Origin of the sequence: Nocardia vulneris (assembly GCF_001613425.1) — a bacterium.
GTDB classification, from domain to species: domain Bacteria; phylum Actinomycetota; class Actinomycetes; order Mycobacteriales; family Mycobacteriaceae; genus Nocardia; species Nocardia vulneris.
In genome coordinates, this window is sequence record NZ_BDCI01000013.1 from 170,178 (window position 1) to 196,261 (window position 26,084).

16 protein-coding genes are annotated in these 26,084 nt (G+C 63.6%); 9 read left to right on the forward strand and 7 right to left on the reverse strand.

Annotated elements, in window-relative coordinates:
• Positions 1-118: 118 nt before the first annotated feature.
• Positions 119-1,219, forward strand: coding sequence for a DNA cytosine methyltransferase (locus tag NVU01S_RS16020; protein ID WP_043679678.1), 1,101 nt, complete (start codon positions 119-121; stop codon positions 1,217-1,219).
• Between the two features lie 42 nt (positions 1,220-1,261).
• Here the strand turns inward: NVU01S_RS16020 and NVU01S_RS16025 are convergent, their stop codons facing one another.
• The 7 genes from NVU01S_RS16025 to NVU01S_RS16055 form a co-directional block, all read right to left on the reverse strand.
• A complete protein-coding gene (locus NVU01S_RS16025) occupies positions 1,262-3,451 on the reverse strand; it encodes a UvrD-helicase domain-containing protein (RefSeq protein WP_043679658.1) in 2,190 nt (729 codons plus the stop codon).
• 6 nt (positions 3,452-3,457) lie between these two features.
• Positions 3,458-5,179, reverse strand: coding sequence for an MrfA Zn-binding domain-containing protein (gene drmB / locus NVU01S_RS16030; RefSeq protein ID WP_043679655.1), 1,722 nt, complete (start codon positions 5,177-5,179; stop codon positions 3,458-3,460).
• On the reverse strand, positions 5,176-8,391 hold the full coding sequence (locus NVU01S_RS16035; protein ID WP_244467496.1) for a helicase-related protein: 3,216 nt from the start codon (positions 8,389-8,391) through the stop codon (positions 5,176-5,178). The genes drmB and NVU01S_RS16035 overlap by 4 nt, the downstream gene beginning before the upstream one ends.
• On the reverse strand, positions 8,388-10,193 hold the full coding sequence (locus NVU01S_RS16040; RefSeq protein WP_043679652.1) for a UvrD-helicase domain-containing protein: 1,806 nt from the start codon (positions 10,191-10,193) through the stop codon (positions 8,388-8,390). Before NVU01S_RS16040 ends, NVU01S_RS16035 begins: the two co-directional genes overlap by 4 nt.
• A complete protein-coding gene (locus tag NVU01S_RS16045) occupies positions 10,183-14,799 on the reverse strand; it encodes a DEAD/DEAH box helicase (protein WP_167829451.1) in 4,617 nt (1,538 codons plus the stop codon). The genes NVU01S_RS16040 and NVU01S_RS16045 overlap by 11 nt, the downstream gene beginning before the upstream one ends.
• A gap of 494 nt (positions 14,800-15,293) precedes the next feature.
• The gene (locus NVU01S_RS16050; RefSeq protein ID WP_043679646.1) at positions 15,294-16,313 is read right to left on the reverse strand and encodes a Gfo/Idh/MocA family protein; all 1,020 of its coding nucleotides are present in this window, start codon (positions 16,311-16,313) and stop codon (positions 15,294-15,296) included.
• A gap of 49 nt (positions 16,314-16,362) precedes the next feature.
• On the reverse strand, positions 16,363-17,367 hold the full coding sequence (locus tag NVU01S_RS16055; protein WP_043679643.1) for a LacI family DNA-binding transcriptional regulator: 1,005 nt from the start codon (positions 17,365-17,367) through the stop codon (positions 16,363-16,365).
• 263 nt (positions 17,368-17,630) lie between these two features.
• On the opposite strand from NVU01S_RS16055, the gene NVU01S_RS16060 reads away from it, so the two are divergent.
• The 8 genes from NVU01S_RS16060 to iolD are packed head-to-tail and all read left to right on the forward strand — an operon-like array spanning position 17,631 to position 26,001.
• On the forward strand, positions 17,631-18,530 hold the full coding sequence (locus tag NVU01S_RS16060) for a TIM barrel protein (protein WP_043679640.1): 900 nt from the start codon (positions 17,631-17,633) through the stop codon (positions 18,528-18,530).
• Positions 18,531-18,537: 7 nt separating this feature from the next.
• Positions 18,538-19,542, forward strand: a complete 1,005-nt coding sequence (locus tag NVU01S_RS16065; RefSeq protein WP_244467495.1) for a sugar ABC transporter substrate-binding protein — start codon at positions 18,538-18,540, stop codon at positions 19,540-19,542.
• An 18-nt stretch (positions 19,543-19,560) separates the two neighbouring features.
• Positions 19,561-20,610 (forward strand): ABC transporter permease, encoded by a 1,050-nt coding sequence (locus NVU01S_RS16070; RefSeq protein WP_043679670.1) that lies wholly within the window; start codon positions 19,561-19,563, stop codon positions 20,608-20,610.
• The gene (locus tag NVU01S_RS16075; protein WP_043679635.1) at positions 20,607-21,416 is read left to right on the forward strand and encodes an ATP-binding cassette domain-containing protein; all 810 of its coding nucleotides are present in this window, start codon (positions 20,607-20,609) and stop codon (positions 21,414-21,416) included. Before NVU01S_RS16070 ends, NVU01S_RS16075 begins: the two co-directional genes overlap by 4 nt.
• Positions 21,413-22,351: a 5-dehydro-2-deoxygluconokinase gene (gene iolC, locus NVU01S_RS16080; RefSeq protein ID WP_043679631.1), complete on the forward strand. Its 939-nt coding sequence runs from the start codon at positions 21,413-21,415 to the stop codon at positions 22,349-22,351. Before NVU01S_RS16075 ends, iolC begins: the two co-directional genes overlap by 4 nt.
• A gap of 34 nt (positions 22,352-22,385) precedes the next feature.
• On the forward strand, positions 22,386-23,279 hold the full coding sequence (locus tag NVU01S_RS16085; protein ID WP_043679628.1) for a Cgl0159 family (beta/alpha)8-fold protein: 894 nt from the start codon (positions 22,386-22,388) through the stop codon (positions 23,277-23,279).
• Entirely contained in the window at positions 23,276-24,163 is an 888-nt protein-coding gene (iolB, locus tag NVU01S_RS16090) for a 5-deoxy-glucuronate isomerase (RefSeq protein WP_043679624.1), read from the forward strand. The genes NVU01S_RS16085 and iolB overlap by 4 nt, the downstream gene beginning before the upstream one ends.
• Positions 24,160-26,001, forward strand: coding sequence for a 3D-(3,5/4)-trihydroxycyclohexane-1,2-dione acylhydrolase (decyclizing) (iolD, locus tag NVU01S_RS16095; protein WP_043679622.1), 1,842 nt, complete (start codon positions 24,160-24,162; stop codon positions 25,999-26,001). Before iolB ends, iolD begins: the two co-directional genes overlap by 4 nt.
• The last annotated feature ends 83 nt before the right edge of the window (positions 26,002-26,084 follow it).

Genomic DNA, 26,084 nt, shown 5'->3' on the forward strand with positions numbered 1-26,084 from the left:
ATCGGAGTTTCTGATCTCGGTCGGCTCCGTAATCCGTGGGGTTGCCGACCGGAGAATCTCCGGGCCGAGCGGTGGGGTAGCGACCATGCGATCCAGATCGGCGTCTATGATCTTGTGCATGTCGTCAAACGCCGCGCGGGTCGCCGAGATGGTCGACCTCTTCGCAGGGCCGGGCGGCATGGACGTAGCAGCTCACTGGCTGGGTACCTCCGTTGTCGGCATCGAGTGGGATGTCAACGCGTGTGAGACGAGGGAAGCTGCAGGGCTGCGGACCAAGTCTGAAGATGTTCGTGATTTGGGCCCCGAATTATTCTCTAAGGCAACGATTTTGGCTGGTGGTCCGCCTTGTCAAACGTTCTCGGTTGCCGGCTCGGGAGTCGGTCGCGAGGCTTTGGACGAGGTGCTCAACTTTGTCGATCGAATGGGAGCGGGCGACCGAACGGTCAAGGTGGAGCTGAAGAAGCTGAGAGACGAACGCACCGGTCTCGTTCTGGAGCCGCTGCGCTGGGCGCTCGACGCGCTTGAAGTCCACAGCAAGCCGTACAAAGTCATTGTACTGGAACAGGTTCCGGCTGTATTGCCGGTGTGGGAGCGGATGGGATCTGTACTCGAGTCAAAAGGCTACAAGGTAGATACTGGGATACTTCGGGCCGAGCAGTTCGGTGTCCCGCAAACTCGACGTCGCGCGATTCTCGTCGCTCATCTCGACCGTCAGCCGCGACTCCCACGGCCGACTCACCGACAGTTCCATCGCGATCCCTCGCGGCCCGCGCCGGACGCCCATCTCCCCAATTGGCTGACGATGGGGCCGGTGCTGCAACCGGATAGAGAATTTGTGATTGTTTCGAATTACGGTTCCGGCGGCAATCCGAAGGCTCGCGGTCAGCGCCGCCACGACCAGCCTGCCTACACTGTGACCGGAAAAGTATCACGGAACAAGATGGTCACCTCTGATGGGCAGTACCTCAGGAACCTCGACACGGTCGACTCCGGCCGATTGCAAACATTCCCACCTGATTATCCGTGGGCCGGCAAGGACATCGCGCAGCAGATCGGCAACGCCATCCCGCCACGGCTGGCACTTCATGTCCTGAGCTGGGCGCTGTTCGATCGAGCGCCGAACGAGCAAGCTGTTGACGATGCTGTTGCCAGCAGTTGGTTGAAGACAAGGGGCGGCCTGCGCCGAAAGTTGCTCGCGACCGATGACGCCACGCCTTAGGGTGATGTACGCCCTGTCGCCACTTGATTGTTGGCCGGGTATTCAGCGTGCACCATCCACGCTAGCGGTCCGAAGGATCGGCAATAGAGGTGATGGTTTTCCTGACCAAGACAAGGACAGCCGCTCCCGAGCCCGAGAGCCCGCAACATAGAGCAGGCAGCGGAGCCGGTGCTCGGCTTGGCCGCGTGCGTAGCCCTTCAGATTGCGCACATAGTAGGGCGGAAGACAATCGTCTCCGAGATGTGGCAGCGCGACAGCGCGAAACTCCAAACCTTTGGCTCGGTGCATCGTCAACACCCGGACGGCGGCTCCAAGATCTGCCTCGTCGGTTCGGTCGGTGACCTCGGCAGCCGGAATGCCTGCTGCGGCCAGGGCATCCAGTACGTCGTTCACCTGTTTGTGCTCGAGAGCGCACACGGCGACTTCGGACAGCGCGTAGCCTCCTGCGTGCCAGTCTGCGATGCGTGCGGTGAGAGCCCGAAGTTCGTCAGCTCCCGAGGTGAAACCCTGAACGTCGAGTTCTGGACCGCTGAAGACCGACCGCGCGCCGGCAAGCGTGTCGGTTGCCAGGTCCAGGTCGTCAACCTCGTCATCGACTACCCGCATGCACCAGCCGAGAATCTCCTTCGATGTCCGGTAGTTGATAGTCAGTCGCCGGGAACGTCCCTTCGTCTCGATCCCAAGGTGAGAAAGAGGTGTCCGCTTTCGATAGATCCGTTGATGAGCGTCTCCGACGATGAACAAATCATCGGTATCCGTCGGTATCAACGCGCGTAGCAATTTCCAGTGGGCGGGGTGCAAGTCCTGGGCTTCGTCGATGACGGCGTGCCGATACGCAAAGCGTTCGCGCAGATCGGGATCGGCGGTGACCATGGCAGCGGCGCGCGCCGAGAGTTGCGTAAACGTCATCAGACCACTCGACTGCATAAGGCGCTCGAACTGCTCGATGGCCTGCCACACGTCCGACCGGTCGACGCGGCTCAGCCGCTCGGCGCGCCCACTCCGCGGCACATGTATGTAGCCTGCTTCGGTGGTGATCGCGTGCCCCAACACGACCTCTGACCACTCCTCGGCGAGGAATGCAGGATCCCAAGGGTCAGTGGAGACCAGGGCCGCGCGGGACCAGAGCTCACGGATCTGTGAGTCGTTGTCTGCCAAGAAGTTTGCACCGTTGACTGCGATACGCCCGATGTCGGTGGAGGCCACAACGCGCCGGGCCAACGCGTCGATGTTGACGACGTCGATGTTCTCCAGGACAGGTGGACCAGCCAGCAGTTTCAACTGGCTCTCGATCGAGTGCGCCAGGTTCTTCGTAAACGTTGTGAAAAGTACCTTGTGCCTTGATGTTCGGAGCCGATTGCCCAGGAAACGTGCTCGATGCATCGCTGTGACGGTTTTGCCGGTTCCCGCGCCTCCGGTCACTCGGTATGGCCCGTTCCATCCGACATGGGTGGCCAGTCTGCGCTGGAGCGGGTGCAGCCAAACGCGCCACTTGGCGAAGTCGCCCTCCAACATAATGCGTAGTTCGTCGTCTGTCGCGACGTCTATTGTGGTGAAGCTGAGCTGGGAGAGAGGTCGCTGCAGGGCTCCAGCAATATCCTCGATATCGACGGTGCCCGGATCTTCGACGACGAGGTCGTGCCATACGTCATCAGGACTTTTGCCGTAGGCGAGGTCCAAAACAGCGTTCCCCTGCGATGCAGGCAAAGCGGTGATGATCCGTTCGAGCGCGTCCTCATCGGTGACAGATTTGAGCTGCGCTGCGATTTCCGGTGTCACGCCGAAGCGTTCGATATCCGATTGTCTTACGGCAGAAGGGAACAACGGCACCAACGACCCGTCGACCACGCGATGCTGTCGTGCGTGATCGACCGCTTCGTCAAGAGCAACGGCATCGAAAAGCTCGGCAGCGCCTGTCTTGGCGTTGACCTGCAAAGTGAGCTTCTCCGCGTATTCGTAGGCCTCGTCGTGATTCTTGATCGCAATCAGATACAGGGCCGGGGTGCTTGCGCCCTCGCCCGCAGCGAGGAGGACGGCTCGGTACTGGTCATTGACTCGGGCAGTCCGAACGTACTTGTTGGACGCGCCTTTCGGTTGTTTGAGGTCCAGACCGGTAGCGTTGGGTTCCTGCTGAATCTTGAGGATGAACGGCATCACCTTGTTCCGGATACTGCCGTCCAACGCGGCAAACGATTTGTGGAACAGATCGTGAATCAGGACCTGTGTCTTCATCGTCTGCTACCAGCCGTAGTGGCCGCTGAACAGTCCTTCGGCACCCTGGTCGTTCTCATGTGTTCCGAAGAGCAGCGCACGGTCGAGAAATGTATTGCTCAGTTCGCAAGAGGTTTCCGGAACGAGAACGCAGGCGTGGCAGGCTGCCAGGTTGAGTGCATCGACGCCAGAACCTTTTGCTTCGATACAGACAGGGTCAGCAGAACACCACGACAGCCTGGTCAAGCCTTCGCGCAATGCATGGGCAAATCTCGCGGGCTCGGCCTGAGAGGCTACGCCACCGAGACTTCCCGCTGAGTCCGAACTAGCGGTGTAGATCAGGATTCCAGCGAAGTCCGTGTCCACGAACAGTCGTTCGCGCAAGGATGCGGCTGGATAGCCCGCGTCGAGCGAAAGCTGGTCGATGAACACATGGGCTAACGTGTGCAGCGCCACCCGCACGATGTCGACCATGGGTGCTTCGGGTCGTCCATAGCCACGAGCCCGGGCGTTTGCGGCTCGCTGCAGGAGTGCTCGCCGCGTTGAAGCGAAGGACTGACCCGCCCACTCGTCGAGCATCACTCGATCGAAAGATGCGAAGATTCCTTCGCCGATGACTTCTATCGCAGGCAGCCATTGCCGTTGTGTATGGGACAGTTCGCACAATGTGTCGGTGTCGGTGGCACCGACGCCTTCGAGCCTGGAGAACCCGAAGAGTGCACGGACCTCGCGGAGTCGAGTCACCTTTCGTACCGCAGTGACGAGTGGCGGCAGTCCGTCGTCCAACTCCATTTTCTTACAGACGAAATCCGATCCGGCCTCACCGTCTCGGCGACCTTCCAACAGTGCTTGGAACTCCTGGCGGCGTAGCATCTCCTCATCGAGATCGGCATCGTCGGACTCGCCGCGGCGCCGCTCGATCTCCCCGACGATGTCCTCCACCGTGAACCTGCCTGATGCCGCAGCGAAATTTTCCAGCAGCTTCTCATTGAGCGCAGCAGGGTCATGCAGTGCGGTCCAGTGTTTATCGACGAACTTCGACAGTGCTTCGGAGTACGGCGGGATGGAGATTGCCGATCGCACCGCTGGGAACCACACGTTGGACGCGCCACGCTGCAGAACCTTCGGGATCTCGGCGCACTCTTGAGAGTAGTCGGGACCGAGCCAGGGACGAGCGCCGGTGCACTTGCCGAACTCCGCGAGGGCCTTCGGGCCCGTCGCACCGTCCAACGATCGCGGGATAACCCCACAGCCGCATTCGAGTACGAGGTCGGCCAGCGATGAGGTTCTGCCCAACGCCTTGACCTTCATCTCGTGCGTCGTTCCGGCCGCGGATTGGCCTTTGTGCAGCCATCGGTAGTACGGAAATTCGCCGATATGTCCCCGCCGACAGGCAGCGATCAAACGGAACGGAGTCAGGTCCGATTTCTCGCGGCAATGGGCGCACTTAGCAATATTCCAATCGCGGGCTAGTTCCTTCATCGAACCGATGCGCCGGCAGGTCGGACAGATCTGGGTCGCAGGGAACCGAATCACCGGAATATCACGGGTCGTCCCGGCAGGCGGTGATTTCAGCTCACGTACCCGTAGCGAGCGCGCGAGTCGAGGCTCGCTTACTTCGGTCGCCCTTTCCACCTTCCACTCGTCCAGGCCGACGATCATGAAACTAGTTGTCTCGGAAGGGAAAAGCCCACCGATGCCATATGTACTCAGGAGTTGACTGCGCCGGGCTCTGGGGCCAGATTTCATGAGTTCCTCCTCAGTGCATATGGGTACAATCCACTTTCGGCGTCAACATCACGCATGCTCTGCAAAGTCGGCCATGGGGCATGTTTCTGCGAGTAGTCGATGGCCTCATCGACCAGTGCTGTGCTCGGCTCTACCAACAGGGCGGCGTCAGTGTTGGAGTTGCCGTACCTCATGTTCGGCTTGGCGGCACCTTCGTCCGCCCAGACACCTAAAAGTTGGTCGATCTCTTTTCCGGTGGCTTCGGATTCCTCCGGGTCTACCCCCGCTACTCGTCGCCTTACGATCCGCGCAACCTCTTGCAGCTCATCCCAGTAGTCCTCGGCGAGAGAGGCCGCGTTGTCTGCAGTGAGTTGAGGAACCAGTAGACGAGCCAGCGAGACCAAAACACCGTGAAGGCCACGGTCTCGCGCGCGTGCCGCGAAAGGCGTTGCGCTGGTTGCTTCCACCGCGCGGTAGAGCGCCTGGTGATAGGGGATGAAATTCTCGTAGTGTGACCGATCACGAGATCGCGCGCTGTTGAAGATGGCGACAACGAGGCCCGGGTGTCGACGTCCTACTCGGCTGGTTGCTTGAATGTACTCGGCGTTCGACTGCGGCTGACCCATCACTGCCATCAGTCCGAGCCGGTCGATGTCGACACCGACCGAAATCATGTTGGTAGCCAAGACTACATCGTTCGGTGAACCATCCTTCAGCGTCTTCTCGATCTGCTTGAGTCGCTCGGGAATCTCCGATGACGCCACACGGCTGGTCAATTCGTTGAGTGGACTCAATCCTCGCGCTTTGGTGTGCTTGCGATTGGCAACCAAGTCGAGCCGTTCTCGCACATCTCCTTCGACCTGAAGGTTCGCACTTCCGAGGACACGCAGGCTGTTGAAGTAGCCTAAGAGTGTCCAGTATGGATCTCGTGTCTGGTCGTCGCCGACGATGTCCGCGGCGGCCTGTAGCAGAGCCGTGTAGACCCGGACCAGCAAGGTTGCGTGGCTGGCGCCCGGTGCCATGATTCCGACGTACTCGCGCGTCCCGAGCACCTCGGCCGGTGCGGGCTCCGCGAAAAAGGACCTGTCCGGGTCGATACCAGGCGGTGGGAACTGGGCCGCAGAACGCGCGAACACCGCTTCGATCTGTTTCTGCGCCCGTCGGATCGTGGCCGTCGATGCAATCACTTTGGGCCGCCCGTAGGTGCTGCCGTCTGCTAGTGATCGAACGGAACAAGCTGCGTCGATAGCCGTTTCGTAGAGCCCGACCATAGAGCCGAGTGGACCGGAGATCAGGTGCAACTCGTCTTGAATGATCAGGTCAGGCGGCGCACTCTTGTCGTCGTCGCGAGCGAACAGCTTACCGACATCGGCTTTCCACGCCATCATGGCGAACTTGTCGACTGTGCCGAGAACCAGTTCCGGACGTGCGTTGTAGATGTCCTCGTCGACCACGTGAACAGGGAGCCCATCGGCGAACTCACAACTGGGGTTCTCACAAGCAATGCGCAGATGGCGCTCAGGTTTGCGCACCACTGCGTAGTTCGTTGCTTCGAGAGGTTCACCACACCAAGGACATTGGGTGAGCTGTCGGGGGTTCTTCTCGGCTATCTCGCGGTTGTCGCGGAGTTCGCGTATAGCGCGCTGAGCTTCATCGAGTGTATTGGGCGTACCGCCCGAGCCAACCCACAAGCCGATCGACAGGCAGCGATCGCCGAGTCTCGTCACGTCCGACCGCCGTACCGTCTCGAGCGCGCATATCAGCATCGAGGCGCGCTCGAACTGTTGAATCGTCAGCAGCCGCAGGGTATATCGCATGATCACGGCTACACCGACTGCCTCTCGATTCTTCAATCGGCGGTACATGATGGAGAAGGCGATCAAACCCAGGTAGGCCTCAGTCTTACCGCCACCAGTTGGAAACCACAACAGGTCTGCGATATCGCGATCCGGGTGTCGTCGGTCGCTCAAAGCGGGCAGGTTGAGCAAGATGTAAGCGATCTGAAAGGGATACCACCGTTGATCCTCGCCCGACCCGAGTTGACCTGTGGCCCCGGCACGTATCCATTCTTGCCGGGCACGCTGCAGCTGCATGGCGCGGTTCGCCAGACGGAATGCCAACATCGAATCCGGGTCGTGCTCTAGCAGCGCGATCCCCCGCTCGATGCGTGCGGCGGCTTTGCGGGCATCGTCGATATGTCGAGCAGCGGTAGGGAGAAGTTCGGCGGCGATGCCCGCATCGCCGCCCGCCACTTTTGCTTCGAGTTCGTTGATCCAGACTCGGTAGGCAGAGGTCAGTGCCCACAAATTCGCGCTTATCACTTCATCACTCGCCGTCGCGAGGGTTTCCATTCGAAGATCGATCGCGTCATCGAGTCCACCCGGGCGAGCACGCGGAATCTCGTGTGTAGGGAGGAAGGTTGTCGACACCGTGGCGGTCATATTGTCGACTGTGGTCGACCGCTCCCAGTATGCCGCGCAGCCGTGACCAACAGCAAAAGTGTGCATGGCGCGATAGAGCAGTGCCGCGCTGTCGAGGTCGTCGTCGTGTCCGATATTTCGATGTTGGGTCCGGTCGGTAATCGCGGGTTCGGGCGTTGTGATCGTCAGACCGACCTGGAACCAGGCTTTCGAATCCCGCAGTTCGCCCTTGGGGGTCGGCTGCTTGTTCCGGAGCGTGACAGTTACCGTGACAACGCCGTCTCGTTCCGGCCGAACGTAGCGATGCAGCTCGAGTCCGGGCTCGATCTCCTCCGAGTAAGTTCCGGCCGGACTCAGCTTCTGCGTGACGGTAATCAGTTCGAGGGGGACCCGTTCCCACTTGCCTGTGCGTGCGGATCGCGCTCCAGCCGTCGCGCCGTCCGGCACATCGAGAGCAACGTAGTGAGCCGCTCGGGCGCTGATGGCGATTGCCGACGATACCGAAGTACGTACGGAGAAGGTCAGTCCCATCGAGGACGGGTATCGCATCCTCGCCTGAACGACAGGGGTGTCATCGAACGGATCTTTGTCTGCCGGCTCAACTCCGTCAGGTTCGGGCACCTCCTGCAGTTCATCGTCGGCGGGCCACAGGACGCCGACCACGTAGCGATCGAGAGGAGCCTCTTCGAGGATCTCTCCGATGTTCGCTGTGTCGTCTGGAGCAGGTCCGAAGACATCCCGGGCAAGCTCCTCGACCATCTCGCGACGGAACCGATACTTTTCGTTCAATGTTGCGGACATCGACTCGATCACGACATGTCCTCCCTCTCAGTCCAATCCGGTCGAGCCATACCGACGAGGCGCGGAACGAGCCATAATCCGGACGCTCCTAGATGGGCGTTCTCTGTAACTTGCGGTTCACTGGCGACAGTTTCCACCGAGATGACCGACAATCCGGTCAACTTCGTCGGCCAACGGGAGGCACAGTAGAACGCTTTGGCGAACGCGACGTCGAAGGCTTGACTGGTGCGACCTATCTCCTCGCCGGTATCGGAAACGAAGTTGTACGAAGGTAACTCGCGAGTGGAACGTGCGCGATCGAGGTGCGCCTCCACGCGAACGCCATCGGGACGTTTGCTGAGCCTGCTTTGCACTTCACGGGCGGTCAGCTCGTCACCGTAGGGCTTGTCGGTGCATACATCCGAATAGCCGAATTCTATCGATCGAGTACGGCGTGACTTTCCCCTTCCCGGCACCTTCTCGAGTACGCGGTCGAGATACTTGTCTTTGTCGTACCACGCTCGTGGCGGCGGTATCTCACACGCGAGTATCTTGTCTCTGGCTCGACTTAGCCCGACGTATCGAGTGCGTACAGTAGGCCACGAGTCGTCTCCTGTTTTCAGGTAGACGGGATCAATGAGGAATACACGGTCGAATTCGAGTCCTTTGGACTTGTGGACCGTGGATATGACTATTTCTGCGGTGTCCTGCTCGACGAGCGTGAGCGGTACCGCACCCGATCGGATCAAAGAACGTAGACGTAACATGTTGAGAGAGCGGCTGTTTCGAGACACTCCCTCCGCTTCTTTGAGTAGATACCAGGCGTCGTCGGGGGCGACCCCTGAGGGAAGGGCATCGAGTGCGGCCTCGACGTCCGCCCGCGCGATATCCGTGCCTACTGCGCCGGCCAAGACGCGTGCGATCCAGCGTGCAGGACCGAACTCTTGAGCGGCTCGCCGAACTGTGTGATGTATGCCGGCGCTGCGCAGTAGCTGGGACGTGCGCAGTACCTCGCCGTTCGACATGCAGAGTACTGCGGTGTGTCCTTGGGGTGCAGTCAGGATGTCGGTCCAGTGCTGGGGCTCGCCGAGATGCGGAAGTTCAGCGTCGAACTCGCGAATCATGGCGCGGGCTCGAGCTGCGTCCGACTCATTACGAAGCTGGGCACCGAGTTCGATCACTCGTCTCGGATCGTATCCGCGAGCGCGGTAGTTCCGCTCGAACGAGACCTGCTGTGCTCCCAGTTCTCGCAGAACATCGAAAACCTCGGTGGACTCGGACTTGCTCTTGCTCTCCGTGAGTTGAAAGTCGTAAATGCCTTGGAGGGGATCCCCGAGGGCGGTGATGCCGACCTGAGAGTCGAGTGACCGCAGGACGGCGATAACGAATGCGGCGCGATCACCGACCAGATCTTGGATCTCATCGATGACCAAGTGCCGCAACGACTCCAGTTCATGGGGTGGCTCGTCGGTTTCGGTCAGGTACTTCGTCGCCTGCCGGATCCGGGCATCGTAGGATCCGAACGGATCGATTCCTGCGTCGACCAGCAAACGGTTGGCGAAGGAGTCGAAGGTTCTGACGTTGGCCCGCGCGACCTCGCGCAAATCCAGCCGGCGAAGAACCGCGTCTACCGCGGCGCGGGAGAAACTGAGGACCAAGATCTCCAAGGAAGCCGAAAGATCCTCTTCCTGAACGAGATGAGCGATTCGTGCCGCAACTACCTCGGTCTTGCCTTGTCCAGCGCCCGCTACGACGAGATATCGGGTGCTGAGCGGTGCCTCGGCGATTGCTCGTTGTACGGTATCGAGTTCGACTGCCCCAAGATCAGTGTTCATTGTTCGACCACAACCGATCGAAGTGATGAAAGGCCAGCTCGGTACCGAAAGCTTCGATGTTGTCGCGCACGTTCACGATCAAGACCTCCTCGGAGCCGCCGTTGCCCGGGCCACGTAGACCTCGGCCGATCATCTGCTGATACCGGTTGGGACTGAAGGTGGGGCGGGTTACGTACACCGCCCCCACCCGGGGCGCATCGAATCCTTGTGACAACACGTTGTAGTTGGTCAGGACTCTGATGTCCTTTGCTTTGAAGCGCTCTATCAGTCTGCGCCGTTCGCTGACAGGTGTGTGGCCCGCGAGGGCGGCTGCAGGCACGCCGCTGTGGCACAGCACGGCGGCGAGCAACTCTGCATGCTGTACAGATGCGGTGAAGACCAGCGCGGTCATGTCCGCCGGCATGCTTTCGAGAGAGTCTAGTATTCGTCGGTTTCGTTGGTCGTTGGTAGCGACCGCGTTGAGATCGATCCGGTAGTCCGCGAGATGCATCGCGTCCGAATCCGATGTCTGTCGAGACTTTCCCGGCGTCAATGTCATGCCGTCCAGTTCGAGATGGCGAACTCTCGCCAAGATTCCGCGACGCTGGAGTTCCTGGTGCGGATGCGGACCGAGCACGCCGTCGGTGAGCAGGTTGGAGTCGTAACGATTGATCAGGGTGAGCGTCTGCTCCTCGTTGTGTCCACGGTAAGGACTGGCTGAAAGCCCGATCAATACTCGATCGCGTTCGCGTGCACTGCGTTTGAGCCATCGGAACAGCTCAGTGTAGGTCTTGGTGATCGAAGTGTGGGCTTCGTCCACGAGGACGACGTCGGCGTCGGTCAACCACTCGTGCGACTTCTTCTCGCTGAGCGACAGCAGCTTTCGGTCCGTCGCGACGACCAAGTGGGCACTGTCCTCGGCCGGCGTCGTGTCATTGGAGCCCCAGAGTCGGCTGATCGTCAGCTTTGCCGCGGGTGGAGCGAGAGCAGACCAGGTGTACGACCAGGTTTCGACTGCTTGTTCGCACAACTCGTCGGACTGCGCGATCCAGATGATCAACGGCTCGGAGTCGGACTCGCGGATGTGACGAATCAGAGCTTCGACCGCAACCCGGGTTTTGCCGGAACCGGTCGGCAGCGAGATGATCCCTCGATTTTTGCCGCCAGGCCGTAAGACCTGCAGGAGCTTGTCCACAACCAGCTCTTGGAAGTCGTGCAGTTTCGGAAGCGCGACGGGACCTATGACCTCGAACCTGGGCGGTGGTGCAGGCACAGTGCTGCCTGCGAATTCGGGTGCCAAGCCCAAATCCTGGACCGTGCGACGCGCTTGGTACCCGCCTTTGAGTCGCGGTAGTGAGATGCCCTTTTCCTCGATCGCCGGTGCAAGCCGTTCCAGTAGTCCGGCACCCTTCGAAGCTCGTGCGAGTGCGGCGATATCCTCATCTTCGACTTTGCGGGATTGCCGAGACTCGATGAGCTCTACAGCGCCGACCGGGACCTCGTTCCGTAAGGCAGAGACGCCTGCCAGCATGATCAGTTTGCGATCTTGGTCTTCCTCCTTCTGGACTCGATCACGAAGCTGGTTCTTATCGCGACGTTCACCGATATCGATGACCCGCTTCTCGTCTATCGCCGAAAGGCCCAGTCGTAGTTCAACATTCAGAATGGCGAGCAGGTCGCTGTCGGTTGTGCTGTCGAGGAAGTAGACGACCTTGTCGCCATCACGGACGACACTGCGATCAGTTTGTATCGCCACAGGCCCGTCGCGCATCGTTACCTCCACCGACAGGTCCGAGCAAGGGAACAGGTCGAAATCGGGGTCGCCCGCCACAACCGCACGTACGCCAGGGAACCGATCGACCAGTCGTGTCGCTTCGCCGGAAATGGTCGGGAGCACGGACCGATGAACCAACCCGTGAGCGTCCTCCAAACCCCACCTTCGGATGAGTTCGGTCATCTGGTCGCGGCTCGTCGCCACCAGTACGGGGTAACCTGCTGCGGTCAGGAGCTTGAAATCGCCTTCGTGGAGCGTCACGTAGGCCTGGTCCGGCGCGACCAGGGTCTTCTTGGTCCCGATCTCGACGCCGATCTCATCAGGGGCCGGAGCTCCGATACTCGCTGCGAGGCCGTACAACAGGTTCAGCTGTGTCTGCTGGAGAAACGCCCAGGGACGCAAGAGAATTCGGTGCCAATCGTGCTCCGTGAGTTGCGACCGCAGTCCTAGACTCTTGGCTTGATCGGCGGTTACGTTCGCTACAGGGAGCAGTTCGTTCGGTAGTCCTGGGATCCGGGCGTAGCAATCTCGCACCGGCATTGCGCCGAAGGCGGTGCTCAGGACGCCATGCTTGGCTACCCACCAGACGGCCGGATTGGTGAACGGCATTCGGGGTCCGCCGGTGGAATCCACGATCCAGGGCGCAGACCGACCACGGAGAATCAACTCGCTGAGACGCTGCCGTCCCTCGGTCGATAGATCACACATGATGTCCAACCCACGGTATGTATCGCCCAAGGCGATACGGACTTTCGCGGGTTGCACCGCGACACCCGTGCTTGCTGCCCAGGCCCGGTAGCTTGCCCGGGCAGCGGCCTCCCATTCGTGGTACCACTGCTCGTGATCATCGGGTCGCACGACCTGAGGCTCGCTTGCCGCGCCGAGCAGCCGAAGCAACGCCAGATCCTTGGCGTGGAACTCGGTATCGATCGTCAATGAAGCGTCACGGCTACCGTCGGCTGGAACAATGACGCCTGGCAAGAGCACGTCACGCAATGACGTCAGTCGTCGAGCCATCGACCGAACCGGAATCCCACCGCCGCTGAAAGTTTCAGAAAGTGTCTTCGCTGCGATCTGTCCTGGTAGTCCGCGAGTGAGATTCCACAATTGCTCAACCGCCATCCCGGTGATCGCACCAACCTGCATCCGGGTGATGTGCGCTTTGAGTCGGCCGAGTTGATCCATACGGTCTACGCCGAGTATCCGAAGGGCGTCGACAACCGCTTGGTCCTTGGTGACGTCGGGATGGACGAACTGCGCGGTCGGTTCGCTGTCGAAGTCGGAGACGAAGATCCGCCCTGGGTTGGGCGTTTGGTAGGAACCGTCGGCCGCGAGAACGAATGCCGCGCGCCGCATCTCGGCCGAGTGCTCGCTGGCATGCGCATCCACCAGAGCTGCGAGTTGGATCGCTTCCTGTGAACCCGCGACACCTGCGGAAACGGCAAGGGCACGAAGCCATTCGCCGATCGTCCTCGGCTTCACTGCAGCGAGTGCTGCGAGCCGTTCTACCTTGGCACGCCGCTCCGTGGTTCGATCTGCGGAGCCGTGCAGCCAATCACTCGGCCTGCCCTCCACGGCTGCCCATCGCGGCTTCCATGTGTTGAATTCCGATGTGATCGTCGGCGGCAGTTTGATCCCGACCGGTCGAAGCAGGCTGCCGTTCATGTCGGGCAGGCATTGGACACGAGCGACCGCATTCATGATCGGCTCGTTGATATCGCGGTCCGCCCATGAACGGGACTCGCGCCCGCGCGCGGGCAAGATGTCGAGCACTGAGCCCGGGTCGGTGGGATCCACCAGCCGATGGAGGTTGGTGCTGACCAGATCTGGCAGCACCGATACCAGAATCTCTCTGTTGTACTCGCCTTCGAGGATGTCGTGCCTGTCCTCGTTCGTCTTGAACGGTGCGTTGACTATGCCGGACAACGTTGTCTGGGAGTTGGTAGGGAAGAACGACCAAAATGATCCCGGCTTCCCGCGGTCGCCGTCGGGTACCGCCCAGCTCACTTCGATGGTCTCGCGTCCGGTGATGGCGCCCGCTTCACCGCGTGCCTGCATTGAAGGCTGATGGGTGGTACGAAATACCTTCCATCCGATGCGGCTGTTCTCGGAGCTGAGGAAGGCCTGGTCGTGCTCCCAGTCAGCGCGCCAAGTTCGTCGAGCCTCCGAGGTGGCGTCGTAGAGATCGAGCTGTTCCACCTGCGTGGCAAACAAAAGGAACTCCGGTGGAAACTCCAGAAGTTTGGTGCCGAGCCAGCTTGCGTCTTCCTTCAGCGGTAGCCGTACGACCGTCGAAGCCCATTCCGTCAGCGACGCCAACACCGGATCTGCTGAAATCAAATCGAACGGATCGAAGGGTGCCCCAATTCGTAGGACCGGAGTGTGGGGGGCGTTCGGCGAAATAGTCCTGACAAGTTTCTCGCTGAAATCACGATCGAACCGGACCGATCCGGTGCGGCTTATGATCTCGGGGCGGTCGGAAATCCCCAGAACGGACTTGAAGCCGAGGCCGAAGCGGCCGATCTCTTCATCACGCTTTCTCGACAGGTGAGAGGCCATCAGCGTCTCGATCCCGATCATTGTCATCGGCCGCCCCTGGTTCGCGCAGTATAGGTGCTTCGAAGCGAGCACCAGGGCAATACGGCCATGATCGCCGGTCAGGGCATCAGCGGCGTTCTGTACAAGCTCATGCAGTTGTTTCTTGCCGTAACCTCCGGTTACATTAGAGAGTTCTATTCCGCCATCCTGCTCGATGAGGTTCGGTTTGGCTCGATAGGCGGCTAGGCATTGCTCTGTTTGCAGCCGTACGTGTGCTGACAGTTCGCTATCGACCCCTGCCCACCCTGTCGTCATCTCTCCGCCCCAAAATTCCGAATCGTTGCTAAGTCGCCTGCGCCGGTGCTGCTGGCGAGATGTCGGCCAGCGGACTCTCATTGTTACACCATGCTCGAGACGTCGGGCCGGGGGAGATACTGCCATGAGGTCCCGACAAGTTCTGGGCGGCAACGTCGTTCATGCCTCAGGGCCGCGCTCGAGTCATGCAAACCGAGTGTTTCAGCGCTACTTCGATATTGTCACGTACACACCACAGTTGTATGTCTACTGCGCAAATGACTGACTGGATTCGAGTATCGGTCTAGAATCTTTCGGTGCAGATTCGTGCTGGAGCGGAAAGCTGGCGGATGTCAGCAGGTATGCCAGGATGTTCGGTATTGCCGAAAGGTCACGGTTTGGCCTAGATCGAGACCTCGTAGGTTGGATCTGTCGGGACGGCTCGTCCAGTAGCCGCTAGCCGTGCGGACAGAACGACCGGCCGCAGGCTTCTGCGGCCGGTCGGGGGAAGGCTGTCAGCGACGGACTTCGGATACCTGCACCGGCCGTCCTTCGTGTCGAGACAGTTCGCAGGCCTCGGCTACATAGAACGCCTCCAGCGCATCCACTGGACTGCAAGGGTTTTCGAGGTTCCCCGTGGCAACACTTACGAACGCGACCAGTTCGTCGGTGTACGCCCGACGGAACCGCTCCATGAATCCTGGATACGCGGGGAAGGAGGAGGGGAGGTAGTCGGGTTCTACCGAGGTGAGGGGGGCTCGGTCGTCCAAACCGACGATGGCGTTTCCTTTGGCGCCGAGGGCTTCTAGGCGGACGTCGTAGCCTGCGCCGTTGTAGCGGGTGAGGGAGACGGTGGCGAGGGTGTCGTTGTCCAGATGCAGGACGACTGCGGCGGTGTCTACGTCGTTGGCGGCGGTGAAGAAGGGTTCGCCCTGGTTGGTGCCGGTGGCGTAGACGGAGACGATTTCGCGGCCGGTCACCCAGCGGATGATGTCGAAGTCGTGGACGCCGCAGTCGCGGAAGATGCCGCCGGAGCGGGGGATGTAGTCGGCGGGGGGTGGGGTGGGGTCGAGGGTGGTGGCGCGCAGGGTGTGCAGCCAGCCGAGGGAGCCGGACGCGACGGCGTCGCGGGCGGCGCGGTAGGCGGCGTCGAAACGGCGTTGGAAGCCGATTTGGACTGGGACGGTGGAGGATTCGAGGTGGTTGAGGACGGCGAGGGTGCCTTCGATGTCGGCGGCGACGGGCTTTTCGCAGAAGACGGGGATGCCGGCGGCTACGGCGCGCAGGATGAGTTCGGGGTGGGAATCGGTGGCGGTGGCGATGACGATGCCGTCGAGGTCGGCGGCGAACAGGGCGTCGAGGTCGGGGGCGAATTCGACACCGAGCTTGGTGGCGGTGGCGCGGGCCCGGTCGGCGTCGGCGTCGGCTACGACGACGTTGGCGACATTCGGGAGATTCTTGAGGGTTTCGGCGTGCGCGGTGCCGATCCGGCCGGTGCCGGCGAGACCGAGGGTGACGGCTTGATGGGATGACATCGGCTCTCCTCCTGAGAACGTGCGGAACTGCCTTGTGGGCAGCGAGAATTCAGTTGCTGGGGGCGCCGGTCGTCGCGCGGACGACGAGCGAGGGCTGCAGGCGGCGACGGACCGGCTCGGTGCGGTCGTCGCGTAGCCGTTCGACGAGCGCTTCGATGGCGAGACGGCCCATCTGGATGCGCGGCTGATCGATGGTGGTGAGGGAGACGTGGCGCAGCGCGGCGAGCGAGGTGTTGTCGTAGCCGACGACGGAAACATCGTCGGGCACGCGTAACCCGGCCTCCTCGAGCGCGGACATGGCGCCGACAGCGTTGAAGTCGTTGCCACACACCAGTGCGGTCGGAAAGCTGTCGCGGGAGAACAGATTCAGCAGTTTTCGGACCGCGGCGATCCCGGCGGCATCGGTGTGTTCGCTGGGGATCACCATCGGCTCGAGGCCGTGCCGTTCCATCGCGGCACGGTAGCCCTTGCGGCGCGGCGCCGCGGTGAACGCGCCGCCGCCGTCGAGGTGCACGATCCGTCGATGCCCCAGGGAGACAAGGTGATCCACGGCCAAGGCGGCGCCGACTTCGCCGTCGTCGTTGACCGTGTCGACATCGGGAATGGCCGAACTGCGGGACACCAGAACCAGCGGAGCCTGTTGTGCCGCATCGCGAATGGCGGCGGCGGGCAGGATCGGTGAGAGCAAGATGATGCCGCCCGGACGGAACGCGAGCAGGCTCTCCAGCGCGGTGCGTTCCCGGGCGGCGCTGCGCCGGCCGGTGTTGAGGATGAGTTCGAGGCCGGATTCCTGTGCAGCGGTGTCCATTCCCTCGACGACATCGGCGAAGAACGCGTTGCGCAGGTCGGAGACCATGACGCCGACGATGTTCGAGGTCCGGCTGGCCAGCGAGCGGGCCATGATGTGTGGTTGGTAGCCGAGATCTTTCGCGGCTTCCAGCACGGCACGGCGCCGATGTTCGCTCACCTTGGGGGAGTTGCGCATGACCAGCGACACGAGCGCCCGGGAGACGCCGGCGCGCTCGGCGACATCCTCCATGGTCGGCCGTGCCATGTCGCCTCCGTTGCCCGTTCGATGATGTGTGCAGTGTCGGACGTTACAAGGTTGGAGCGCGCTAATCAATAGAGCGCTCTAATCGGACTATCTGCGCGATGCGGTTTCTGATCGTTTCGCCTGATCGGCCACGTATTACCAGGTAGTAGCGATATTCTGGCCAACGGGCACCCTCTTGACACACTATGACCCACGTTACATAGTTGGAGCGCTCCAATCGTTTGGAGCGCTCCAACTCGACATCGAAGGTCGGAGAAGTCCTGATGACCGAACCGCTCTACCCGCTGCGCATCGCGGCCGCACCAATCTCCTGGGGAGTCTGCGAGGTTCCCGGCTGGGGGCACGTGCTCGACGCGCGCACCGTCCTCGCGGAAATGGCCGCCCTCGGCCTGACCGCCACCGAACTCGGCCCGCCCGGATATCTGCCCCGCGACCCGGACGAACTGCGGTCGCTGCTGGGGACGTTCGGCATCTCGTCGGTGGGCGGATTCCTGGCGTTGGTGCTGCACGAGGCGCCGGAGCGGGCGATCGAAGCGGCCCGGGAGTCGATCGCCCTGTTCGCCGCCACCGGTGCCGACGTGGTCGTGCTGGCCGCCGCCACCGGGCTCGGCGGATACGATGCCCGCCCGCAACTCGACGACGACGAATGGCGCACCCTGATCGGAACCGCCGCCGTCATCCGCGATATAGCCGCGGAGCACGGCCTGCGCACGGTACTGCATCCGCACGTCGGCACCCACGTGGAGACCGAGGCGGAAGTCGAACGCTTCCTTGCCGATTCGGCGCTCGACCTGTGCCTGGATACCGGCCACCTGCTGATCGGCGGAACCGACCCGGTGCGGCTCGCGCAACGCCATGCCGACCGGATCGGACATGTTCACTTGAAGGACGTGCGCATCGCCGTAGCGGACGAAGTCCGCGGCGGCGCAATGGAGTACAGCGAAGCCGTGCGGCAGGGCCTGTACGTGCCACTCGGCGACGGTGACGTCGATGTCGCCGCGCTGGTGCACAGCATGCAGGCCGCGGGCTACCGCGGCTGGTATGTGATGGAGCAGGACACCGCCCTGCAGCCCACCGACTCGGCGGAGTTGCCGAGCCGGCATACCGAACGGAGCCTGCGCCACCTCGCGGGCCTCGTGTCGACGGCCGCACCGATCCAGTAGGGAAGTGATGACAACGATGTCTCATCGACTGCACCGCGGGTGGCAACGCTCGCGCCGCCTGGCACCGTGGCTCGCCGTGGCCGCGGTCCTCGCCGCGTGTAGCGGGCCGGGCGCCGACGTGGTCGCGCCGAGCCAAAGCCCCGTCGCCGCAGGCACATTGAACTCGGTCGCGGTGGTCACGCACGGCAGCCCGGGTGACGCGTTCTGGAACGTGGTCAAGAACGGCGCGGAAGCGGCGGGCAAGGATCTCGGGGTCCGGGTCGAATACAACTCCTCGGGCGATCCGAGCCAGCAGGCCAAGCTCATCGACAACGCGGTCGCCCAGGGAGTGGACGGGCTGGTCGTCTCGATGGCCAACCCTGACGCACTGCGGCCTTCGATCGAAAAGGCAGTTGCCGCGGGCATTCCGCTGGTGACCATCAACTCCGGCGAGGCGGAGAGCGTCAAGTACGGCGCCATCGGCCATGTGGGACAGAGTGAGTCGCTGGCCGGGCAGTCGGCCGGTAAGCGGCTGGCCGACGCGAAGAAGACCAAGATGCTCTGCGTGATCCACGAGGCGGGCAATATCGGCGCCAATCAACGCTGCGAGGGCGCGAGCAAAGCCTTCGGCAATGCGGCGACACTCCAAGTGGACATCAACAATCCGACCGACGCGCAGTCCCGCATCAAGGGGGCGCTGGAGGCGGACCATTCGATCGACGCGGTGCTCACCCTGAACTCTCAGGTCGCCGCCCGCGCCGTCGACGCGGTGCAGGAGTCCCGCTCGGCGGCCACGGTCGCCACCTTCGACCTCAATACCGATGTGGTGGAGGCGATTCGCGGCGGCAAACTGCTGTTCGCGGTCGACCAGCAGCAGTACGAGCAGGGCTACCTGCCGGTGGTGCTGTTGCAGGCCTACCGGACGAACCTGAACACCGTCGGTGGCGGCGCACCGGTACAGACGGGTCCGGCCTTCGTCGACAAGAACAACGTCGATGCCGTCGCCGCGCTCGTGGCACAGGGCACGCGGTGAGGTCAGGGAGTGAATGAGATGACTACTGCCACCAAAAAGACCGAGGCCGCACCGGCCGCCCAGGCCGGACCGTCGCTGCTGCAACGGCTCGCCGTCCGGCCCGAGATCGGGGCCGCGCTCGGCGCACTGCTCGTGTTCGTGTTCTTCTCGATCATCACCGAGCGCTTCCTGAGCCCGCTCGGCGTCGCGACCTGGCTGGACGATTCGTCCACACTCGGCATCATGGCGGTCGCGGTGGCGCTGCTGATGATCGGCGGCGAATTCGATCTGTCGGCCGGTGTGATGACCGCTTCGACCGCGTTGGTCACCGCTCTGCTGGCGGTGCATGCCGGATGGAACGTCTGGTTCGCGCTACTGGCCTCGCTGGTGCTGGCCTTGCTGGTCGGCGCGTTCAACGGCTGGCTCGTGATGCGCACCGGACTACCGAGTTTCATCGTCACGCTCGGCACTTTTCTTGCGCTGCAAGGCCTCAACCTCGGCGTGACCCGCCTGGTCACCGGAACCGTTCAGGTGTCGGGCATTCGGAGTGCCGAGGGCTACAACTCGGCCGGGTGGGTATTCGCCTCGACGTTGAACATCGGCGACGCCCGGATCCAGGCCTCGGTCATCTGGTGGATCGTGCTGACCGCGATCGCCGCGATCGTGCTGGTGCGCACCAGGTTCGGCAACTGGATCTTCGCGGTCGGCGGTGCGCTGCCGAACGCGCGGGCGGTGGGCGTGCCCGCCGACCGGACGAAGATCATTCTCTTCATGACCACGGCCTTCGCCGGCTGGGTGGTCGGTTCGTGCAGCATCCTGCGCTTCGCCAGCGTGCAGGCGAATCAGGGCGTGGGGCTCGAACTGCACTACATCATCGCGGCGGTGGTCGGCGGCTGCCTGCTGACCGGTGGTTTCGGTTCGGCCGTCGGCGCCGCGATCGGCGCGCTGATCTTCGGCATGGCCCGCCAGGGCATCGTGTTCGCGCGCTGGGACAGCGACTGGTTCATGCTGTTCCTGGGCGTGCTCCTGCTGGCGGCGGTGCTGGTCAACAACAGATTCCAGAAGCGAGCCGAAAGGGTACGCCGATGACTACAGCAGCGCGGGGCGATGCGACGGGCGTCCCCCTCATCGAGGCGATCGACCTCGGCAAGAGCTACGGCGGCGTGGTCGCGTTGCAAGATGTGTCGACCGTGGTGAACCCGGGTGAGGTCACCTGCATCCTGGGCGACAACGGCGCGGGCAAGTCGACGCTGATCAAAATCCTTGCGGGCGTGCACCAGCACGATCGCGGCGAGCTGCGGATCGAGGGCGAAGCGGTCCGATTGTCCTCCCCGCGTGCGGCATTGGACCACGGCATCGCCACCGTCTACCAGGATCTGGCGGTGGTCCCGCTGATGAGCGTCTGGCGCAACTTCGTGCTCGGCTCGGAACCCACCGTCGGCTATGGCCCGTTCCGGCTGCTGGACCGCGCGAAAGGGCGGGCGATCGCGCGGAAAGGCCTGTCGGACATGGGCATCGAGCTGCGCGACATGGAGCAACCGGTCGGCACCCTGTCCGGCGGGCAACGGCAGTGCGTCGCGATCGCGCGGGCCGTGCACTACGGCGCCAAAGTGCTGATCCTCGACGAACCGACCGCCGCGCTGGGCGTCAAACAGGCGGGCGTGGTGCTGAAATACGTGGTGCAGGCGCGGGATCGGGGCCTGGGCGTCATCCTCATCACGCACAACCCGCATCACGCGTACCCGGTCGGCGATCGTTTCCTGCTGCTCAAGCGCGGCGCCATGCTCGGCTCGTACGAGAAGTCGGAGATCGATGTCTCGGAGCTGACCCGGCAGATGGCGGGCGGGGCCGAATTGGACGCGCTGCAACACGAATTGCAGCGGGTGGTGTCGTGACCGGTCTGGAGGTTCTCACGATCGGCCGGGTCGGCGTCGACCTCTACCCGCAGCAGAGCGGCGTCGGCTTGGCCGAGGTCGAATCGTTCGCGAAATCGCTGGGCGGCACCGCGACCAACGTCGCGGTGGCCGCCGCCCGGCTCGGCCGGGACAGCGCGGTGCTGACCAAGGTCGGACCGGACGGCTTCGGTGACTATGTGCGAAAGGCTCTGGGCGAGTTCGGGGTTCGCGCCGATTACGTGTCGACCGCCCCGGATCTGCTGACGCCGGTGGTGTTCTGCGAGCTGAACCCGCCCGCCGACCCGCCGCTGTTGTTCTATCGCGCGCCCATCGCACCGGATCTCACCCTCACCGTGGACGAGGTGCCCTGGGAGGTGGTGGATTCGGTGCCGTTGCTGTGGGTCACCGGCACGGGCGTCAGCGCAGAACCCGGCCGCGGCACGCAGCGCGCGGTGCTGGAGCGTCGCGCACGTCGCGGGCACACGGTGCTCGATCTCGACTATCGGCCGATGTTCTGGCCGGATGTCGCGACCGCACAGCAGGAGATCGGTTGGATGATCGATCACGTCACCGTGGTCGTCGGCAATCGCACCGAGGTCCAAGTCGCCGTGGGCACCGCCGATCCCGATGCGGCAGCGGACCGGCTGCTCGCGCGCGGCGTGCGGCTGGCGGTGATCAAGCGGGGTGCCGAGGGCGTGCTCGTGGCGACCGAATACGAGCGCTGGACGGTGCCCCCGTGCCGGGTCGAGGTGGTGTGCGGGCTGGGCGCGGGAGATGGTTTCGGCGGTGCGCTGATCCACGGCCTGCTCTCGGACTGGGATCCGCACCGCATCGCCACCTACGCCAATGCCGCGGGCGCACTGGTGGCCTCGCGCCTGGCGTGCGCGGACGCCATGCCGACGGACGCGGAAATCGAGGAACTGCTATGCCGCTGACTCAGCGGGTGAACCCGGAATCGGAGGAACTACGGTGCATTTGACCGACGAACGCTGGCGTGAGCTGCTGCGCGTCCGCGCGACGGACCCGGCGGCGATCGAACGGGCCTATGCGAAGCGGGTGCGTCGCGCGAATCTGCTCGCGGACAAGCACACTCTGTTCCTGGTCGCCGCCGATCACCCGGCCCGCGGCGCCCTCGGCGTCGGATCGGACCGCACCGCCATGGCCGACCGGCGCACGTTGCTGGAGCGGTTGCTGATCGCGCTCGCGCATCCGGATGTCGACGGCGTGCTCGGTTCCCCGGACATCGTCGAGGAACTGTTGCTGCTGGACGCGCTGGACGACAAGGTGGTGATCGGTTCGATGAACCGCGGCGGTCTGGCCGGCGCGGAGTGGGAGATCGACGACCGGTTCACCGGCTACGACGCGGACTCGCTGGCCCGGTTCCGCCTCGACGGCGGCAAAATGCTGCTCCGCCTGGTCGATTCGGACGCGGGTACGGTGCCGACGCTGCAGGCGTGCGCGCAGGCGGTCTCGGAACTGGCCGCGAACGGGTTGATGGCGATGGTCGAACCGTTGCCCTATCACCGCAACGAGTCCGGGTCGCTGGTGATGAGTAAGGACGCGCCGTCGCTGTCCAGGGCGATCACCGTAGCCTCCGGGCTCGGCGTCACCTCGGCGTACACCTGGTTGAAGATCCCGGCCCCGCAGGATGTTTCGGTCCTCGACGCGACCACGCTCCCCGTCGTGGTGCTGGGCGGCGCCCCGTCCGGCGACCCCGCGGCCGACCTCGCCTTCTGGGATGGTGCGCTCGGCCACGAGGTGGTCCGCGGTCTGGTCGTCGGTCGCACGCTGCTGTACCCGCCGGACGGTGACGTGGCCGCGGCCGTCGACCAGGCGGCGAAGATGCTGCGGGAGGCGCGATGAAGCTGCACCGACCGGCCGGAACCCTCGGCGCGGGCAACGATCCGGTCGTCCTCGCGCCGGAAGATGCCGGTTGGCACTACACCGGTCTGCGCGTGCTCACCTTGGCTCCCGGCCAGACCCGGGTGGTGCGCACCGGCGAGTTCGAGGCCTTCGTGCTCCCGCTGTCGGGGTCGTGCACGGTACGTGTCGACGACCTGAGCTTCGAATTGACCGGCCGGGACTCGGTTTTCACCCGGGTGACGGACTTCGCCTACGTCCCGCGCGACGCCGAAGTCACGCTGCACGCCGGGCGCGCGCTCGAGGTCGCGCTGCCGATGGCCCGCTGCGCGAACCGGCTGACCCCGAAATACGGTCCTGCCGAACAGGTGCCGGTCGATGTCCGCGGCGCCGGCCGGGCCACCCGCCAGGTGACCAACTTCGGGGTGCCAGGAGTGTGGGAGCACGCCGAGAAGCTGAACGCCTGTGAGTTGATCACCCCCGACGGCAACTGGTCGTCCTATCCGCCGCACAAGCACGACGAGGCGAGCGACTGCGAGGTCGTCAACGAGGAGATCTACTACTTCCGCATCGCCGGGCGCGACGGCATCACGCCCTCCCGGACGGGTTTCGGTATGCACCGCACCTATACCGCCGACGGCCTGCTGGACGAGAACGTCGCGGTGCGGGACGGCGACGTCTTCCTGGTCCCGCACGGCTATCACGGACCGTGCATCGCCGCGCCGGGCTATCCGATGTACTACCTCAACGTGCTGGCGGGTCCGGGGCCGCAGCGCTCGATGGCCTTCTGCGACGACCCCGCGCACAGCTGGGTACGCGGCAGCTGGGACGACGAACCGCGGGATCCGCGCTGCCCCGTCACCACTCACGAAGGACGGATCGGATGAAACTGACTGCGGCACAGGCCCTGGTCGCATGGCTCGTCGCGCAGCGTTCGGAGACGCTGGACGGCCGCGAAGTCCCGCTGTTCCCGGCGGTTTTCGGCATCTTCGGACACGGGAACGTGCTCGGGCTCGGTACGGCGCTGCACGAGCGGCGCGACGAGATCCCGGTCTGGCGCGGCAATACCGAACAGGGCATGGCGCTGGCCGCGGTCGGCTACGCGAAGGCGACGCACCGGCGCCAGGTCGGCGTCGCGACCTCCTCGATCGGTCCCGGGGCATTGAACATGGTGACCGCGGCAGGTGTGGCACATGCCAATCGTCTTCCCCTGCTGCTGCTTCCGGGCGACACCTTCACCACCCGCGCACCTGATCCGGTGCTCCAGCAGGTCGAACATTTCGGCGACGCGACCGCGACGGTCAACGACGCGTTCCGCGCGGTGAGCCGGTACTTCGATCGGATCACCCGGCCGGAGCAGTTGATTTCCACACTGCCGCAGGCAGTTCGGGTGCTCACCGATGCGGCCGACGCGGGCCCCGTGACGCTGGCCTTGCCGCAGGATGTGCAGGCCGAGACCTACGACTTCCCCGACGCGCTGTTCGCGCCGGTGGTGCACCGCCTCGTGCGTGCCCGTGCCGATCGCCGCACACTGGCCGAGGCCGCGGCGGCGCTGCGCGCGTCGACGCGACCGTTGCTCGTGCTAGGGGGCGGCGTGCGCTATTCGGGCGCAGGCCGTACCGCGCTGGAATTCGCCGAACGCCACGGCATTCCGGTGGTGGAGACGACGGCGGGCCGCACGCTGGTACCGCACGCGCATCCGCTCTACGCCGGTCCGCTCGGGGTCACCGGCTCCGCCTCCGCGAATGTCATGGCCGCGGCGGCGGATCTGGTGCTCGCGGTCGGAACCAGGTTGCAGGACTTCACCACTGCGTCGTGGACCGTGTTCGCGCCGGACGTCCGCCTGGTCACGATCAACGCGGCGCGCTTCGACGCGGTCAAACACGGCGCACTCGCGGTGGTCGGCGACGCCGACGCCACCCTCACCGACCTGACCGAGCAGCTGGCGCCATGGCGCGTCGACCCGCAGTGGACGTCGCGCGCTGCCCATCACCGCGGCACCTGGGACGCGCATATCGACAACCTCCGTGCGCCCACCCCGGGCACACCGAGCTACGCCCAGGTGGTGAGCGTCGTCAACGAGCTGAGCGGCCCGAGCGACTACGTCATGACGGCTTCGGGCGGCATGCCGGGCGAGCTGGTCGGCGGCTGGCGGGCCACCGGTGCCACGCCGACGATGGACGTGGAATACGGCTTCTCCTGTATGGGCTATGAGCTCGCCGGTGCGTGGGGCGCCGCCATGGCGCATACCGACGGTTTGGTCACCACGCTGCTCGGCGACGGTTCCTATCTCATGTTGAATTCCGAACTTTTCTCCGCGGCTTTCGCCGGGCATCCGTTCGTCGCGGTCGTCTGCGACAACGACGGCTACGCGGTAATCGCCCGATTACAGGAAGGGCAGGGCGGCGCGCCATTCAACAACTTTTACGCCGATTGCCGCAGCGTCCATGCCGACCCGCCTCGGGTGGATTTCGCCGCGCACGCTCGTGCGCTGGGTTGTGCCGTGTATACCGCGACCGACCTGGACGAATTCCGGGCCGCCTATGCCGAGGCCAGGACGGCCGCGGTCGGTGAATCCAAGCCCGCGGTGCTGGTGGTCCGCACACAGCCGTCGTCCTGGACCGAGGCGGGGGCCTGGTGGGAGGTCGGTGTGCCCGAACATCTTTCCGGCCGCGCGGCGCACGCCGGGGCCAAGCCGCGTCAGGTGCGATACCTCCGTTCCTGACCGGGATGTGCTGCGCGACACCGGGAAAAGTCGTAGGATGACTTATCGGCGTCTGGGGCAGCGGCGTCGATGGCCATTGCGGC